The 18077-nt window shown below is 31.5% G+C and carries 12 protein-coding genes; all 12 read right to left on the bottom strand.

Features of this window, described 5'->3' with window-relative positions:
• On the bottom strand, positions 1 to 424 hold a 424-nt coding region (locus ACK2WN_RS01905; RefSeq protein WP_416154640.1), incomplete at its 3' end, for a transposase zinc-binding domain-containing protein.
• Between the two features lie 85 nt (positions 425 to 509).
• Positions 510 to 2627, bottom strand: coding sequence for a family 10 glycosylhydrolase (locus ACK2WN_RS01900; protein WP_329998553.1), 2118 nt, complete (start codon positions 2625 to 2627; stop codon positions 510 to 512).
• A 193-nt stretch (positions 2628 to 2820) separates the two neighbouring features.
• Positions 2821 to 3789: an NlpC/P60 family protein gene (locus ACK2WN_RS01895; RefSeq protein WP_416154639.1), complete on the bottom strand. Its 969-nt coding sequence runs from the start codon at positions 3787 to 3789 to the stop codon at positions 2821 to 2823.
• Between the two features lie 492 nt (positions 3790 to 4281).
• Entirely contained in the window at positions 4282 to 6069 is a 1788-nt protein-coding gene (locus ACK2WN_RS01890; protein ID WP_416154638.1) for an aminopeptidase P family N-terminal domain-containing protein, read from the bottom strand.
• A 137-nt stretch (positions 6070 to 6206) separates the two neighbouring features.
• Positions 6207 to 7574 (bottom strand): peptide MFS transporter, encoded by a 1368-nt coding sequence (locus ACK2WN_RS01885; protein ID WP_416154644.1) that lies wholly within the window; start codon positions 7572 to 7574, stop codon positions 6207 to 6209.
• A 553-nt stretch (positions 7575 to 8127) separates the two neighbouring features.
• Positions 8128 to 9510, bottom strand: a complete 1383-nt coding sequence (locus ACK2WN_RS01880) for a peptide MFS transporter (protein WP_416154637.1) — start codon at positions 9508 to 9510, stop codon at positions 8128 to 8130.
• Between the two features lie 559 nt (positions 9511 to 10069).
• The gene (locus ACK2WN_RS01875) at positions 10070 to 11044 is read right to left on the bottom strand and encodes a C40 family peptidase (RefSeq protein WP_300529472.1); all 975 of its coding nucleotides are present in this window, start codon (positions 11042 to 11044) and stop codon (positions 10070 to 10072) included.
• Positions 11045 to 11514: 470 nt separating this feature from the next.
• Entirely contained in the window at positions 11515 to 13059 is a 1545-nt protein-coding gene (gene murJ, locus ACK2WN_RS01870; RefSeq protein WP_416154636.1) for a murein biosynthesis integral membrane protein MurJ, read from the bottom strand.
• Entirely contained in the window at positions 13060 to 14265 is a 1206-nt protein-coding gene (locus ACK2WN_RS01865) for a glycosyltransferase (RefSeq protein WP_416154635.1), read from the bottom strand.
• A 13-nt stretch (positions 14266 to 14278) separates the two neighbouring features.
• Positions 14279 to 15406: a glycosyltransferase family 4 protein gene (locus ACK2WN_RS01860; RefSeq protein ID WP_329998256.1), complete on the bottom strand. Its 1128-nt coding sequence runs from the start codon at positions 15404 to 15406 to the stop codon at positions 14279 to 14281.
• A 15-nt stretch (positions 15407 to 15421) separates the two neighbouring features.
• Entirely contained in the window at positions 15422 to 16735 is a 1314-nt protein-coding gene (locus ACK2WN_RS01855; RefSeq protein ID WP_300529480.1) for a nucleotide sugar dehydrogenase, read from the bottom strand.
• Between the two features lie 25 nt (positions 16736 to 16760).
• Positions 16761 to 18053: a UDP-glucose/GDP-mannose dehydrogenase family protein gene (locus ACK2WN_RS01850; RefSeq protein ID WP_329998259.1), complete on the bottom strand. Its 1293-nt coding sequence runs from the start codon at positions 18051 to 18053 to the stop codon at positions 16761 to 16763.
• Between the last annotated feature and the right edge of the window lie 24 nt (positions 18054 to 18077).

The following is an 18077-nucleotide window of genomic DNA, read 5'->3' as shown; positions in this document are numbered from 1 at the left end:
ATACCTTATATGCAGTATCTTGTAAGTCTTTTAAAAGCTCTCGCTTTCTATAGAAATATACTCTTAAATCCTCTGGAATTGTAAAAACTGCATGTCTATGAGAAACATCAAGCATATTTTCTACCTGTTTTTCTGCCCATTCCATAGAATATTTTCTACCACATTTTGTACAAAATTTACTTTTACAAGTGAATCCTTGAATATACTCCTCTCCACAATCTATACATTTGTGTTTTATATATCCCTTTTCTATATTTCCACAATTTAAAGCTTTTGTCACAGTATTTTCTATCTGTTCTCTCATTTCTCTTCTAACTTTATTCCAATATTTTAGTTTAAATTCTTCGAAGTGATTTTTTAATATTTTATTAATTATTTTTTCATCTTTTCGCTTTTTCAATACATTCATATTACTATTATACACAAGTTTTCCACAGTTTTAAATTATTATAATTTCCTTAAGAATAAAAAAAGGCTGCTGCAAAATCTGCAACAGCCTATATATCTCTTTATTTTAGATTTTCTCTGATTTTGTTGTAAGTGTCGTTTGATATTCCTCCACCGATTCTGAATACACTGTTAGTTTTTTTGTTTTTTAGTATGTTTGACTGTTCAGAGTCTAGTGAGTTTCCAGCAACTACAATTGGAGATTTTGTTTTTGCTGCATATACACCTACACTTATTGCATCTACAAGTGGTCTATTTTTAGCAATAAATACTGGATTGTAACTTTCTGATGGATATAGAGCTTTTATTACTCTAGCATTAGTCTGATTTCTGTTTGCTCCACCTATTCTATTTTCTGATACATTTCCTGATACTATAGAGTCTATTTCTTTGATTACATTATCAGAAATAACTGCAGTTTCTCCTAAGAAATATGCTGAAGATATAGAATTTGATTTTATCCAATTTTTAACTGATGAGTTTACACTATTTTTTGAAGTAACTATTATAGGTGCTTTTTCCTCAGCTGCTTTAGATACAACTGATAATGCGTCTGCTGCACCATTTTCTCCAGCTACGTATATTTTACTTACATTTGATTTTGAGTCTATTTCTTTAGCTATATTTACAGATAACTCTTCTATATTTGATCCTTCTATTCTTTTTATAGAAGCTGATGAAACTGAACTTTTAATATTTTTTTCAGTATTTTCTCCTATAGAATTTTTTCCACCTACTATTATTATATTAGATGGATTTAGTCTTTTTAATTCATTTATAGTGTATGAACTAATCTTATCTTTTTCTGCAAGAAGAACTGGCGCATCATAAACTGCTGCAAGAGGGTTTGCTACTATTCCCTCTATTTCATTAAGACCATTTGCAATTACTACTGTTGAAGCTGAATTCCAACCTTTTTTACTTATTTTCGCAGCAGTATCATATCTATTAGCTCCGATAATTTCTGTAGAAGAAGGTAAATTTTTATCTTCTGTTGTTCCATTGTATGCCCCGTACATACTCTTTAAATCATTGTATATACTTGCATTGTTTACTATATCTCTTGCTGAGAAGTACATACTACCTTTAACAGTACTATACTGTTTATTTACATTTATCTGGCTTTTTATTTCTTTAGCTATATTCTGTCCACTATAGCTTGACTGACCTTGTTTATATATTCCCTGTCCTATATAAAGGTCTACATCGTATCCTTTTACTTCATTAGCCCACCATTTTACAAGCTTAGAGTAATCTGCTACTTTTAATCCTATTGGCCAGTATATCTGAGGAACTATGTAATCTACATACCCTTTTCTTATCCAAGTTCTTGAATCTGCAAGCATATTGTAGTATGACTGTGAACCACTAGTTTCAGAACCATCTGGGCAATCTGCAGATTTATTTCTCCATATACCAAATGGACTTACACCAAACTCACAACCTGATCTAGTGTTTACAACTGCTTTCACTTTTTTAAGAAGAGTGTTTACATTTTCTCTTCTCCAGTTATTTCTATCCTGTCCTTTTCCATATGCTTTATATGATGCATCATCTGGGAATGAAGATGATGGATAGAAATAGTCGTCAAAGTGTATTCCATCTACGTCGTATTTATCTACAACTTCTTTTACTGTTTTTACAAGGTAATCTACAACTGCTGGATTACCTGGATCGTAATACATTTTGTTGTTGTATTTTATTACCCAGCTTGGATTTTTTCTAGCTGGATGAGATGACACTAATGAATTTAAGTTAGTACCAGAAGATGTTACTCTGTATGGATTCATCCATGCATGAAGTTCCATTCCTCTCTTGTGTGCTTCCTGTATTGCAAATGCTAATGGATCATATCCAGGATCCTTGCCCTGTGTACCAGTTAAATACTTAGACCATGGATTTATAGATGATTTGTAAAGTGTATCTGACTCTGGTCTAACCTGAAGTACTATTGTGTTTATTCCACAGCCTTTTAATTTATCCATTAACTGTGTAAGTTCCTGTTTCTGCTTTGTTGCGTTGTTTTTTGTTTTAGGCCAGTCTAAATTGTAAACTGTTGATACCCAAGCTGCTCTCATTTCTTTTTCTGCTGCCTGTGTACTATTTACATATGGTATAGCACTTAAAATCATAAATGTCGACAACATAACAGCTGTTAATTTTTTTAATATCTTTTTCATTTTTTCCTCCCTTTCCAATTTTTTAATTCTACCTTATATATTTTATACTAAATTTTAAATTATATAAACAAAAGATTATAGAAAAAGCAGTAAATATAAATTTACCGCTTTTTCTATTGATTTAATTTAGTTTTTTAATTTGTCGGTTAAGAGTTGTATATTATACTGCAAATGCAGTTATAATCCTATTAAATTACACTACTCTTCTAGCAACTATCATTTTTCTTGCTGATAATTTGCTTATTTTTACAACATCACCAGTCTGTGGTGAATGTATATACTGGTCATTTCCTATATACATACCAACGTGACTTACTGAGCTTCCTTTACCAAAGAATACTAAATCTCCTGGTTTTAATTCTGATTTTGAAACTTTTTTACCGTATTTTGACTGTTCTCTTGATGTTCTTGGTAAAGTAACTTTTGCTCCATTTTTGTAAGAGTAGTACATTAAACCTGAACAGTCAAATGAGCTTGGTCCTGTAGCTCCCCATTTGTATGGTTTACCTAGCTGAGCTTTTGCTACTTTTAATGCAGCTTCTGCTTTTGTACTAGTTTCTCCAGGTATTGTTATATAAGATGAACTTACCCAACCAGTTTTTCCACTTTCTGTTTTAACCTGGTACCAACTACCTGATGTTTTTAATATTTCTACGTATGCATTTTTATATATTTTTTCTACTACTTTCCCTTTTGTTGATGCTTTATCTCTAACATTTAAGAAATCACAATCTACTACTTTTCCACATTTATTTTTTGATTTAACTCCATTAGCGTCAAATCTGTATATTGTTCCTCTTACATCTCTAAATGTGTTTTTAACCATTACACCTTTTGCATTGAAGTAATAATCTTTTCCGTCTATTGTTCTCCACATCCGCTGTGCTAGAGAATTATCATTAGTTAAATAATAAGTTTCATCACCTATTTTTAACCAACCTCTCTGTTTTACACCATCTTTATAATAGTATGTTTTTCCATTTTTTGTTACAAATCCATTTTTAGCTCCAGCTCTTGCAACATCTGCTGTAGACACTGTCTGTATATTTTCTAATTCTTCTGCTCCTGCTTCTACAGATGCATCTGTCACCATTATCGCTCCTGATATCATAACTGCTGCCATGATCTTTGCCAAAAACTTATTTTTAAATATCTTCGTCATTAATCGTCCTCCTGTAATTATGATTCATGATTTATAGATAGTGGGTATTTTATAAATCATTTTTTGTAGCCCCTCTCGCTACATTTATAATTGTAACATAACGGTTACAACTCCACAAGCTTTTTGTTACATTTTTGTAACTATTTTGTTACTTTTTTGTTGCTTTTTGTATATTTTTGCCGAATTAAAAGGATATTTCGTCAAAATCACAGATTTTCTGTAACAAAGTAACATAATTAATTACAAGAGAAGATTAAATTGTAACAATTTCTGTAACAAAATCAGTAAACTATTTTATCTATTTCAAATATACGGGCGGAATATAATTTTATAATTGTATAGAGGGCTTTAAAATAAAAGTTCCTCTTTTGCTCGGAAATTAAATATATCTATCTCCTCGACAATGCAGCTCGACTGCCTGGAGAGGAATAGATATATTTTTTCAGAGCATAAAAAGAGGACTTTTATTAAAGCCCTCTTATAAATTAAAAACTATATTTCTCTAGTATATTTTCTTAACCATTCTGTTTCTTCTTCATTTAAGTATGGAGATATTTTTTCGAATACTAGTTTATGATAGTCATTTAAGTATTTTATATCATCGCTATTCATAACTTCTGGAACTATACCATCTAAGTCAAATGGTATGTAAGTTATTGGTTCTAAGTACATGAACTGTCCGTATTCATTCTGTTCTCTCTTACATACTAGAAGTTCGTTTTCTAATCTTATACCGTGAGATCCTTCTATATATACACCTGGTTCATCTGTTAATATCATTCCTTCTTCTAATGGATGAGTATCTCCAGCTCTATATCTCCATCTGAAACTTGTTGGAGCTTCGTGTATATTTAATAAGTATCCTACACCATGTCCAGTACCGCATTTATAGTCAAGACCTCTTTCCCATAAAGCTTTTCTAGCTAGTATATCTAAGTTCATACCAACGCATCCTTCTAAGAATACAGAGTTTGCAAGACGTAAGTTACACATAGCAACTAGTGTAAAGTGTTCTTTTATAGTATCTGATACTTCACCAAGTACGAATGTTCTTGTTATATCTGTAGTTCCTTCCCAGAATCCAGCACCAGTATCTGTTAAATAAACACTGCCTTCTCTAAGTCTTACATCTGTTTCTGGTTTTGAGCAGTAGTGCATCATTGCAGCGTGATCTGCATAAGCTGATATTGGTTCGAAGCTTGGTCTTATGAAGTTACCCATTTCTTCTCTTAATTCATCTAATTTTTCAGATGCACTCATTTCAGTTATTTCCATAGTTTCTACGTTTTCTTTAACCCATTTCATGAATTTAACGTGAGCTACAGAGTCTTTTATCTGAGCTATTCTCATGTTTTCTATTTCTTTAGGATTTTTTCTAGCTTTGAATAAAACTTCTGGGTTTCTTTCTTCAACTTTAGCTACACCTTCTGGTATGTTGCTGTATATAGCGTAGTTTAATCTAGCTGGGTCTATAAGTATAGTTTCTCCAGCTGGTATTTTTTTAGTATCTGCATAAACGTCGTTATAAGGGTGAACTGCTACACCTATTTCAGCGAATTCTGCTTTAAGTTCGTCGTTTAATTTAGTTTCATCTATATATAGATCTACTCCATCCATTTTAACTACCATATAAGATAATACTAGTGGGAAGAAGTCTATATCATCTCCACGCATATTAAGTGTCCAGCATATATCATCTATAGTAGCAACTGTGTGGTAAGTAGCTCCACATCCTCTCATATATTCACGAATTCTTTCTATTTTGCTAGCTGCACTTTCTCCAGCGAATTCTTCACCTAATTTGAATGCAGGTTTTTTAGAAAGCTCTGGTCTATCTGTCCATACTTCATCTATTAAATCTACTTCATATTTTATAGTAGCTTTGTTTGATTTTGTTATTTCTTCATAGCCCTGTCCTTCTCCCATAGCTACTACTCTACCATCAAATCCTAAGCAATTTCCTTCTACTAATGTAGATTTTAAGTATTCGTTTATTGTAGGTACTCCTGGTTCAGCCATTCTCATTAATTCTACACCAGATCCTTCTAGCTGTTTAGCAGCCTGAGTGAAGTATCTTCCATCTGTCCATAATCTAGCTTCGTCAAGAGTTATAACTGCAGTACCTGCAGAACCTGTGAACCCTGTTATGAATTTTCTAGCTTTGAAATGTTCTCCTACGTATTCACTCTGATGGAAGTCTGAAGTTGGAACAACATATGCGTCAATTCCGTTAGCTTTCATTAATTCGCGAAGTTTCGCTATTCTTTCTTTAACAGTCATTATAATTTACCCCCTATTGACTTTAATAATATAATTTTATATTTAAATATTTTCTTTTTTTTCAAAATTGAAAATATTTACTTGCTTTTAAAAAGCTGCTCCACACAAGTGAAACAGCTTTTATATACTTTTAATTATTAAGCTTCTTCGTCCTCTTCAACTAATTTAGATAATCTCTTATCTAGGACAAATAAGACTACTGCTGATATGAATGCTATTATAGCTATTCCTATACATACGCTTGTGAATTTGAATCCACCTTCGAATGTAGCTGAGAATATTGGTCCGTATAATAATGAAGATATGAATGTAGCTATACCCCAAACAGCCATCATTGTTGATAAGTAACGGCTTGGAGAATATTTACTTATGAATGCATGTCCTAGTGGTGAGAAGAACATTTCACCTAGTGTTAGAAGGAATGCAAATCCTAGTAACCAAACAACACTTATTTTTCCACCGCCACGAGCTATATCTAAAACTGCGAAGAATAAGTAAGATACACCAAGTATACCTATACCAACACCAGTCTTTTTGAATAAAGACATATCTCCCTGTGGTCTATCAGCAAGTTTTCTCCATAACATAGCTGTTATTGGTCCAAGTATTACACAGAACATAGAGTTTGCAGCATCGAACCAAGTAGTTGGAACTTCGTATCCTGCAACAACCCAGTTCATATGTTCAGTCCAGTAGTAGTAAACTGGTAGATATGCAAGGTTCCAGAATATCCAGAATATAACTGAGAATCCAGCTACAAGGAATATAGCAGCGATTCTTTTCTTTTCAACTTTAGTAAGTGGTTCTTTTTTAGAAGCTTCTTTCTGAGCAGCTCTTTCTCTTTCAAGTTCTTCTGCTGTTTTTTCTAGTTTGAATGGTTTTTTACCAACTTCACCCATGTAACGGTTACCAAGAACGAAGAACCATATAGCACCAGCCCACATTGATATAGCAGCTAATTTGAAGCAAGGAGCAAATCCTAGTACTCCATTTTTAGCGAATACGTCTTTGTATAGTATACCAACTAAGAAAGTACCTATGAAAGCACCAGTGTTAACTAATGTATAACGGATAGAGAATGCAGAGTCGACCTGATCTTTATCAGTTATTATACGTCCTATAAGTGCACCAGTTTTGTATAGACCTAAACCTATACTTACACAAAGTATCATAACATAAACCATAGCTGGAGATTTTGCTATTGATCCACACCAATAACCTACACCAACTATTGCCATACCTATTGGAGTTGTATAACGACCACCTATATATCTATCGGCGATAACTCCTCCTAGTAATGGTCCAAGATAAGCAAATGCTGTTAATAATGATTGCATTGTAGCACCCTGTGATTTAGAAAGTCCAAGACCTCCTGTTGCAACAGATGCTGTTACGAAAATAAGTATCAGTGAACGACCTAGGTAGTAAGCAAGACGTTCAAAGATTTCAGTTGTACCACATACCCAAAATCCCTTTGGATATCCTTTTTTCTTTGTTTCTCCCATTTCGAACAAAATTCCCTTCTATTTTTTTATTTCAGCTAATTTTTTATTGCCGCTGTAGCAATAACAATGCTATTAAATTAACATTAAATAGTGGTAATTTATATTTTAAATTACTCCTTTTTTCAATTACATTTTAATATATTTACCTTGTTTTATCAACGAATTTCTTAGTATAATAACAAAGTTATATTAATAAATTTATATTATAAGTTATATTATTTTAAATCCATAGACTTTATGATTACGTTTTCCAACTATTTTTTTATTATTTTTTTATCAATCTTGCTTAAGTTTTGTAATTTTTACTGTATTTTTAATCGTTATTCTTTCAATTTTTTAGTTTTTTTATTATTCCCCAATTTTAATTTATCCTTTTTAAAGATATTTTTTTAATATTTTATGTAGTTTTTTAATTTTTTCTAATTATAACTTTTCGTTATCAATATACAATCTATGTTACACTTTATATTTTGGAGTTGTATTTTTTCTTTGGTAATAAATTTTGTCAATAAAAAGACTGCTACAAAATATGCAACAGTCTTGTATTTATATATTAAGCTTCTACTTCTTCTTCATCTTCAACAAGTTTAGATAATCTCTTATCTAGTACGAATAATACTACTGCAGATATGAATGCAACTACTGCTATTGCTATACATACGCTAGAGAATTTGAATCCTCCTTCGAATGTAGCTGAGAATAGTGGTCCATATGCTAATGAAGATATGAATGTAGCTATACCCCAAACTGCCATCATTGTTGATAAGTAACGGCTTGGAGAATATTTACTTATGAATGCATGTCCTAATGGTGAGAAGAACATTTCACCTAATGTTAATATGAATGAGAATATTAATAACCAAAGAACACTTATCTTAGCTCCACCACGCATCATATCTAATGCTGCGAAGAATATATAAGATACACCAAGTATACCTATACCTATACCAGTCTTTTTGAATAAAGACATATCTCCCTGTGGTCTAGCAGCAAGTTTTCTCCATAACATAGCTGTTACAGGTCCTAATATTACACAGAACATAGAGTTTGCAGCATCGAACCAAGTAGTTGGAACTTCATATCCTGCAACAACCCAGTTCATATGTTCAGTCCAGTAGTAGTAAACTGGTAGATATGCTAAGTTCCAGAATATCCAGAATATAACTGAGAATCCAGCTACAAGGAATATAGCAGCGATTCTTTTCTTTTCAACTTTAGTAAGTGGTTCTTTTTTAGATTCTTCTTTATGAGCAGCTTTTTCAGCTTTTTCTCTTTCAAGTTCTTCAGCAGTTTTTTCAAATTTGAATGGTTTTTTACCAACTTCACCCATGAAACGATTACCTAAAACGAAGAACCATAAAGCACCAGCCCACATTGATATAGCAGCTAATTTGAAGCAAGGAGCAAATCCTAATACTCCATTTTTAGCGAATACGTCTTTGTATAATATACCAACTAAGAAAGTACCTATGAAAGCACCTGTGTTAACTAATGTATAACGAATAGAGAATGCAGAGTCGACCTGATCTTTATCAGTTACTATACGTCCTATAAGTGCTCCAGTTTTCTGTAAACCAAGACCTATACTTACACAGAATATCATAACATAAACCATTGCTGGAGATTTAGCTATACCTCCACAGTAATAGCCGATACCAGCTATTATATAACCTATTGGAGTAGTATAACGTCCACCTATGTATCTATCGGCTATAACCCCACCAACTAATGGTCCAAGATAAGCAAATGCTGTTAATAATGATTGCATTGTAGCACCCTGTCCTTTAGAAAGTCCAAGACCTCCTGTTGCAACAGATGCTGTTACGAAAATAAGTATCAGTGAACGACCTAGATAGTAAGCAAGACGTTCAAAGATTTCAGTACATCCACATACCCAAAAGCCCTTTGGATATCCTTTTTTCTTTGTTTCTCCCATTTTGAACAAAAATCCTCCTATTTAATTTCAGTTATTTTTTATTGCTACTGTTTGCAATTTGTATATAAGGGGTATTTATTTACATTTCACCCTTAACACTTTCAATTCTAATACAGTGTTATAAATATATCAATGAAATTTTTAGTATAATAAGAAAATTCTATCAATTAATAAATCTTATAGATTTTACTTTTCTAACAAATATTTTCCGTGATTACGTTTTCTTAACAAATTTTTATTATTTTTTTATCATTTTTACTTTAGTTTAATAATAGTTATCTAGTTAATTTTAATTTATTCTTTTATTTTTTATATTTTACAATTTTAATTAATAATTCTTTTATATCTTTTTAATATATTTTTTATCTTATTTTTTCTATTTTTATCTTCCAAACTATAACTTTTTTTTATTAATATCTTTAATCGAAAAGCTAAAAATAATTATATTTTTATTCATAATAAAAATATAATTATTTTTCATCAGTAGCCCATACGTTTTATATTTATTTTTTACATTAAAAAAGGACGTCTAAAAACGTCCTATAATTACCCTTTTCAATTACTGTATAACTCTTCTTGCAGTATATAAAGTTCTTGATGATAATTTGCTTATTTTAACAACATCACCAGTCTGTGGTGCATGTATGTACTGATCGTTTCCTAAGTACATTCCAACGTGGTGTATTCTTCCACCTTTAGCGAAGAATACTAAATCACCTGGCTGTAATTCTGCTTTAGAAACTTTTTTACCTACATTTGCCTGATCTCTAGATACTCTTGGAAGTGATATTCCAGCACCATTTTTAAATGCATACTGCATTAATCCTGAACAGTCAAATGAGTTTGGTCCAGTTGCTCCCCATCTATATGGTTTACCCATCTGAGCTTTTGCTACAGATATTACTTTCTGAACTTTTTCATTTACTGGTATATTGTAGTTAAGGTAGTCTGAACTTACCCAACCTTTTTCACCATCTAGTGTTTCTATTCTATTCCATCCATTTGCTTCACCTGTTATTTTTATAAGCGTTCCAGGATTTAATTTACCTTTTTCTTCAGCTTTTGCATTAGATGCAGCTCTTATAGTTAAGAAATCGCAATCTACAACTTCTGCATATTTCTCATTTTCAACTTTTTTTCCATTAGCGTCGAATCTGAATATTCCATCAGTAGTTTTAACTACTTCGTTAGCAGCTAATGTTCCATCAGCTTTGAAGTAATAATCAACTCCACCTATTGTTCTATATCTTGACTGAGCCATTTCGAAGCTATTCATGAAGTAGTATTTTTCTCCATTAGCTTCTACCCAACCTTTTACTTTGTTTCCATTTTTGTAGTAGAAAGTTTTGTTACCCTCTTTAACAAAACCATTTTTAGCTTCAGCTCTTGTTTCTGTAGTTTCAGAAACTACTGCTATATCAGATATTTCATCAGCGCTTACTGTATTGTTTCCAGCAAATGCTGTTAGTGATCCAGCTATTATCATTGCTGCCATTATTTTAGATATTTTCTTGTTTATGTTTAACGAATGCATTAATCGCCCTCCTGATTCTCTTAATTAGTTAGTGGTTAATGTAGTAGAATTTAACTTCCTAAATTCTACATTTTTTATTCTATCATAGCTTGTTACATTAGACAAGCTTTTTTGTAACATTTCTGTAACTTTTTTGTTATTTTTGTTGTTACCTTTGTTGTAACCATTGAAATTTCAACATTTAAAATGGTAACAATTTGAAATTTATCACAAAATTCGTTGTCTTTTTTTAAGCCTTACAGTTATTAAATATATCATTTTTGTATTATTATGTCAACCTTTTCTAATTTTTTTATAAACTCCATAAAAAAAAGACTCGATTTTTTAACAATCAAAGTCTTTTTTACAATTATTTTTACTATAATAATATTTTTTTGTAACTATTTTGTTTCTATTTTAAATTTCAGCATATTTTCTAACATCCAACAAACAACTTATCTGTATTTGTTACAATCTGTAACAATTTACATTTATTTTCGTTTGAGTTTCTTTTTCACTATATCTGTTATCATAGAAACCTCTTCTACTCTAAGTAGTATTATAAGAAGTGCGTAAACACCAGCACCTACTATTATAGCAGTACCTAGAGCTATAACTTCCATAATAAAACCTGCACCGAGAGCTCCAAATACAAGCTTATAAACAAATCTCGCTGCTCCACCCATTATAATTGCAGAAAAAGTCGTCTTTAAAAACACTATAATAATCTTTTTTTGACCAAAATCGCCAATTTTTTTCTTTAGACTTCTAAATAGCAATGTTATACATATTATAGATGATAAACTCGTCGCAAGTGCAAGTCCTGCATGTTTTAAATACTTTATAAATAAAAGATTCATACATATATTCATGATAACCGCCATTGTAGCATTTATCATTGGTGTCTTTGTATCCTGCACAGAGTAGAATATCTTTGTAAGAATATCTCTAAGCCCAACACCTATAAGCCCTATAGAATAGAATATAAGCGCCACAGCCGTCATCTGTGTAGCTCTTGCATCAAATGCTCCCCTTTGGAAGAGTATTCTAACTATTGGCTCTGATAAAACCATTGCTCCTACTGTCATAGGCATTATTATTATTATTACAGCGTTGATACTTTTTCTGATAAAATTAAAAAACTCTGTCCTATCCACTAATGCAGATAATCTAGAAAACTGCGGATATACAACTGCAGATATCGACGCTATAAACATCCCAGTTACAAATCCTTTTAATCTATCAGCATAGTTTAACGCCGATATACTTCCCTCTACAAGTGTAGACGCTAATGTTTTATCGACCATTATATTTATCTGATCTACTGCAACCCCAACTACTATTGGAGCCACAAGTATAAGCATCTTCTTTACATACTCATCTTTAAAATCTACAAACAGTCTGTATTTGTAACCTTTCTTATACGCAAACGGCACCTGGAATAAGAACTGGCTTGCCATCGCAAACAACGCTCCAACAGGAAGTATGTAAATATTATCAAGTAATACACTAAGTATCATAGCTGTTATTAGTATAATATTGTACGGCAATCCTATAAGCCCTGGTATAGTAAAACTTCCCTTTGATTGAAGGTAAGACTTCATTATATCGCTTAGACCCGTAAATATCGCTCCAAATATTATTATCCTTGTAAATAATACCGCCTGTTTAAATGTTTCACCTTTAAATCCCATAGCAAATATTTTTACTATTGGCTCTGCAAATATAAATGAAATAGTAGATAGTATTATTCCAAGTATTATAGTTATGTTTAGTATATTATTTGAGAATTTAAGTGCCTTTTCTTCTCCACCTTCTCTTAAATTTTCATAGTAAAGAGGTATGAATGTCGTCGCAAGCGCTGTAGCAACTAAAGTAAATAAAACCTTAGGTATATTTGATGCTGCTATAAATACGTCACTGTATACTGTAGCTCCATATAAAGCACCAAGTACTAGCTCCCTTCCAAATCCCAATATCTTTGAAAGCATTGTGACGATCATTAGAGATACGGTTGCTTTTGCTACCTTACCCATTTATTTCATTTCCCCCTCTCTATAAAAAGAGGCTTCATCTTCTGCTATTTTATTCCAAGAGAAATTCTCCAATGTGTTCTTTGAAATAGATTCTCTATCGTTTTCAGAGTTAGCTACTTCCACAACTCTTTTCGCAATTCTTGTTTCAAAGTCATCACCATCAGCTACAATGTTCTCATCAATTCCTATAGCTTCAGGAATTCCACCTGCATCGCTACCTACAGCAGATACACCACACGCATTTGCTTCAGTTATAACGCAGCCAAACCCCTCTCTCCTACTTGGAATTATCATAACATCCATTGTATTCATCAAATTTCTAACCATATCTACATCTTGATTTCCTGTAAATACAACTTTTAAACCTTTTTCTTTACATTCTTTTTCTACCTGAGCTCTTAAAGGTCCATCCCCTACAACTGTGAATGTATATTCATTATTTGAATCAAGCTGCTTTATCTTATCAAATATCTCAGCAAATTTATCAGCTCTTTTTATCTTATTTATTGCTCCTACAAATCCTACATTCTTTCCAGATATGTTATATTTTTCTTTTATAGAATTTTTTTCTGTATCAGATATTATGTAGAAGTTTTTAGTGTTTACACCATTTCTCGATGCGGTACAGTTATCTCCTGTATACCCTAGCTCTCTAGCAGTATCCATAAGTTTCTTACTTACAAATATATTCTGTTTAGCATTTTCCATTATCTGAAGTACCTTTATTTTTATATGCTCATTCTCAAATGGCATAGTATGTACATCACTTCCATGGTAGGTAACGATATATGGCTTTTTAAACTTCTTATTTATCCAATACGCAATTCTACCATGAGGATACCCCCAATGGCAGCTAACCATATCACATTCTTCTATATCTGATTTACATGCATCAAAAAATTCTACAAATCTGTCTTTATCATTTTCTAGCTTTTCAGCTTTTTTACTCTTCATATCTATACTTAAATATACTTTTTTGTATTTTATACCATCAAGTTCAAAACCATCACTAGTCTTATCATAGGTATGCTTTCCTGCTATTTTTTTAGCCATCCTAAAAATACCAGTATCTTTAAACTGTACAGATATTACTTTATATTCGTTCTCCGGATGATTTTTCATTATTGCTTTTATCTTTTCATGTGTAGCCATAAAAAGACCTTTTTTATTATTCTCATCCATATTGACAATATATAGTATCTTCATCTACTTATCCTCTCTATTTAGAGTATATTTTTTTATACTTTTCAGCTACATTTTTCCAATCGAAATCATTTAGAATTTTCTCTCTATAGCTCGATACATTATCAATTTTTCCATCTACTATATCTTTTATTCTATTTTTTATTTCATCGGAATCATTGTACTTAACACTATATCCAATGGTTCCGTCTTCAAAGTAGCCATCAAACCCCTGTCCTCTAGTGTATATCAAATGTAGACCTTGCGTCAATGCTTCAACATAAACTAGTCCAAATGTTTCAAATTTAGATGGCATAATAAATATATCACTATTTCTGTATACATCTATTATATTTGTTTTATCCATAAATCCTAGTAATTTTACTTTACCCGGCACATTTTCCTCTATGTATTTTTTTATACTGTCTTTTTCAGGACCCTCTCCTATTAAATCTAATGTAGCATTTATACCATCATCATTAAGCTTTTTCACTGTATCAATAGAAGTATAAATATTTTTATTTTTATCTAATTTTCCAGTAAATACTAACTTAATATTACTTTTATCTATTATCTTTTCATTGTCCATAGTTTCATTTTCTAACCAAAAACTATCTACTCCATTTGGAATAACTATAGACTTATCTAAAATATCTTTTCTTAGTTCTTTTGGAACATACTCGTTTATAACATCATTTTTATACTTTTCAGATAAAAAAATAACTTGTTTAGCATTTTTCATTATATCAACACCTACAGGTCTAAGATGTTTAACCTTTTTGAAAAAAGTATTAACATCTGTATTTCTAACTGCAACAATATAATCTATTCCTTTATCTTTTTTTAGTCTATAAGAAACATACCCATTTACAAAAAGCGAGTGCGCATGTGTTATATCTATATCATCAAGCTTAATATTTTTATTTAAATCAGAATATATCTTTCTATTTTTCCATCTAAAACTTACTCTATCAAATTTATTAAAACATTTTGAATATAAGTACTCAGTCATATCACTTTCTTCACCAACAAACTTGTTTATCATCTCATTAGAAGAAACAGGTATATACACCCTACTATATATACCTGTTTTCGCTAAATTTTCTATCAAGTTTTTATAAAGTTTAGAAGTAATATAATAAGAGCATACATGTAGTACTCTCATCCCTTCTCCTCCTAATTATAATCTCCAATATGCAAATCCTTTTTCTACCGCTTCTTTTGAATTGTATATTCCTTTTATATCTATAAGTACTTTTCCGCCTTTATCATTTTCCATAGCTTTTATCTCGTCTAATGAGAATTTTGCAAATACACTGTGGTTGACGGCAGCTACTATACAATCAAAATCATTTAACTCCTCTTCTGTTATCATATCTACACCATAGAATTTAACAGCATCATTTTCAGCAGCTACTGGATCGTATACTTTTACTTCCATTCCATAATCTTCAAGACCAGCTATTATATCTGCAACTTTACTATTTCTAGTATCTGGGCAATTTTCTTTAAATGTTATACCCATAACTAAAACTTTTGCACCTTTTACTTTTCTATCTGATTTTATCATTTCTTTTACTGTATTCGAAATAATAAAATCAGCCATACCATCATTTATTCTTCTACCAGCTGATATTATCTGTGAATGATACCCTAATTCCTCAGCTTTATATATGAAGTAGTATGGGTCAACTCCTATACAATGTCCCCCTACTAATCCTGGAGTAAATTTCAAGAAGTTCCATTTAGTTCCAGCTGCTTCTAAAACAGCTTTTGTGTCTATATCCATTTCATTAAATACCATAGCTATCTCATTCATAAAAGCTATATTTATATCTCTCTGAGAATTTTCTATTACTTTAGCTGCCTCTGCTACTTTTATACTCTCAGCTCTATAAACACCAGCTTCAACTACTATTGAGTATATATTTGCAACTTCCTCAAGAGTTTCATCATCACATCCAGAAACTATTTTCATTATAGTCGTAAGTCTATTTACCTTATCACCTGGATTTATTCTTTCTGGAGAATATCCAACTTTAAAATCTTCCATATACTTTAATCCTGATACTTTTTCAAGTATAGGTATACAAACTTCTTCTGTAGTACCAGGGTAAACAGTAGATTCATAAACGACTATAGAACCTTTTGTAAGATTTCTAGCAATAGACTCTGTTGCACCAATTACTGGTTTTAAATCAGGAGTTTTATCTTGATTTATTGGCGTTGGAACAGCTACTATATGAAATTTAGCTTTTTTTAAGTCTTCTTCATTAGATGTAAATTCTACAGTAGTATTTTTAACTTCATCGTCTCCAATTTCTTCAGTTGGATCTATACCATTTTTATAAAGATTAATTTTTTCATCATTTATGTCAAATCCTATAACAGATGTATGTCTTGCAAATTCAACAGCTAGTGGAATACCCACATAACCTAGTCCAACAACTGATATTTTTTCATTCCTATCAAGGATATCTTTATATAAACTCATTTTAAAACACCTCTATTTTTTCTATTTATCTACCTATTGAATGGTACTCTATACCAGCATTTTTCATATTTTCTGGTAAATAGCAATTTCTTCCATCATACACTAACGCATCTGACATATTTTTTTTGAAATCATCTGGTGTTAATTCCTTAATTTCTTTCCATTCAGTCATTATAAGGCATAGCTTTGCATCTTTTAAAGCTTCCTTAGCTGTTTTTGTATATACTATCTTATCTCCAAATAACTTCTTTGCATTTTCAACTCCAACTGGATCAAAAGCAAAAACATTAGCTCTTCTATCAAGAAGATATTCTATATTAGGTATAGCTGGAGATTCTCTCATATCATCTGTTCCAGGTTTAAATGTAAGCCCTAATACAGCTACTTTCATTCCCTCAAATGATTCAATTTTTTCTGCTGCAGCTCTAATTAGCTTTAGCTTCTGCTGCTCATTTACCTCTATAGCTGCTCTAACAGTCTTTAACTCATATCCATTCTGAGCTGATAACCAGTGAAGAGCCTTTGTATCTTTAGGGAAACAAGAACCACCATATCCTATTCCAGCTCTCAAGAACTTGCTTCCTATTCTATCATCATAGCTCATTCCTTTTGCAACATCCTCAACATTAGCCCCTACTATCTCACATAAATTAGCTATATCATTCATATACGATATTTTTAAAGCCAAGAAGTCGTTTGATGCATATTTTATCATCTCAGCACTATTTCTATCAGTTATAATCATAGGTATTTCAAAAGGCGAATAAATCTCTTTCATTATTCCTTCAGCCCATTCACTCTCAACACCTATTACTATTCTAGACGCATTTAAGGTATCGTGAACTGCTGTACCCTGTGCTAAAAACTCAGGGTTAGAAGCTAGCTCTATACGAATATCTTTTTTTAGATTTCTTCTTATATACTCTTCTATTTTTTTATTTGTTCCTATTGGAACTGTAGATTTTATAACTATTAAAGTATCTCTTTCGATACTCTCAGAGACCTGAATAGCAACTTTCTTTATATAATCAAGATTTGCTGATCCATCGCTTCTCTCAGGTGTACCTACAGCTATAAAGATTACATCAGAATTTTTATAAGCAGATTCATAATCTGTTGTATAATCAATTCTTCCTTCTTTATAATTTTTCTGCATTATTTCTTCTAGTCCTTCTTCGTATATAGGTGAAAAACCAGCCTTCATTTTTTCTACCTTTTTTTCATCTATATCGACACAAACTACATTATGTCCTTTTTCAGCTAAACAAGCACCTGTCACAAGACCAACATATCCTGTTCCTGCCACTGCTATTTTCATCACTTCGCCTCCCAATCAATACAA

It is taken from the genome of Peptacetobacter sp. AB800 (assembly GCF_047807365.1).
Taxonomy (GTDB): Bacteria; Bacillota; Clostridia; order Peptostreptococcales; family Peptostreptococcaceae; genus Peptacetobacter.
Note: the sequence above shows the minus strand (reverse complement) of the source record. Positions and strands in the feature narration are given on the sequence as shown.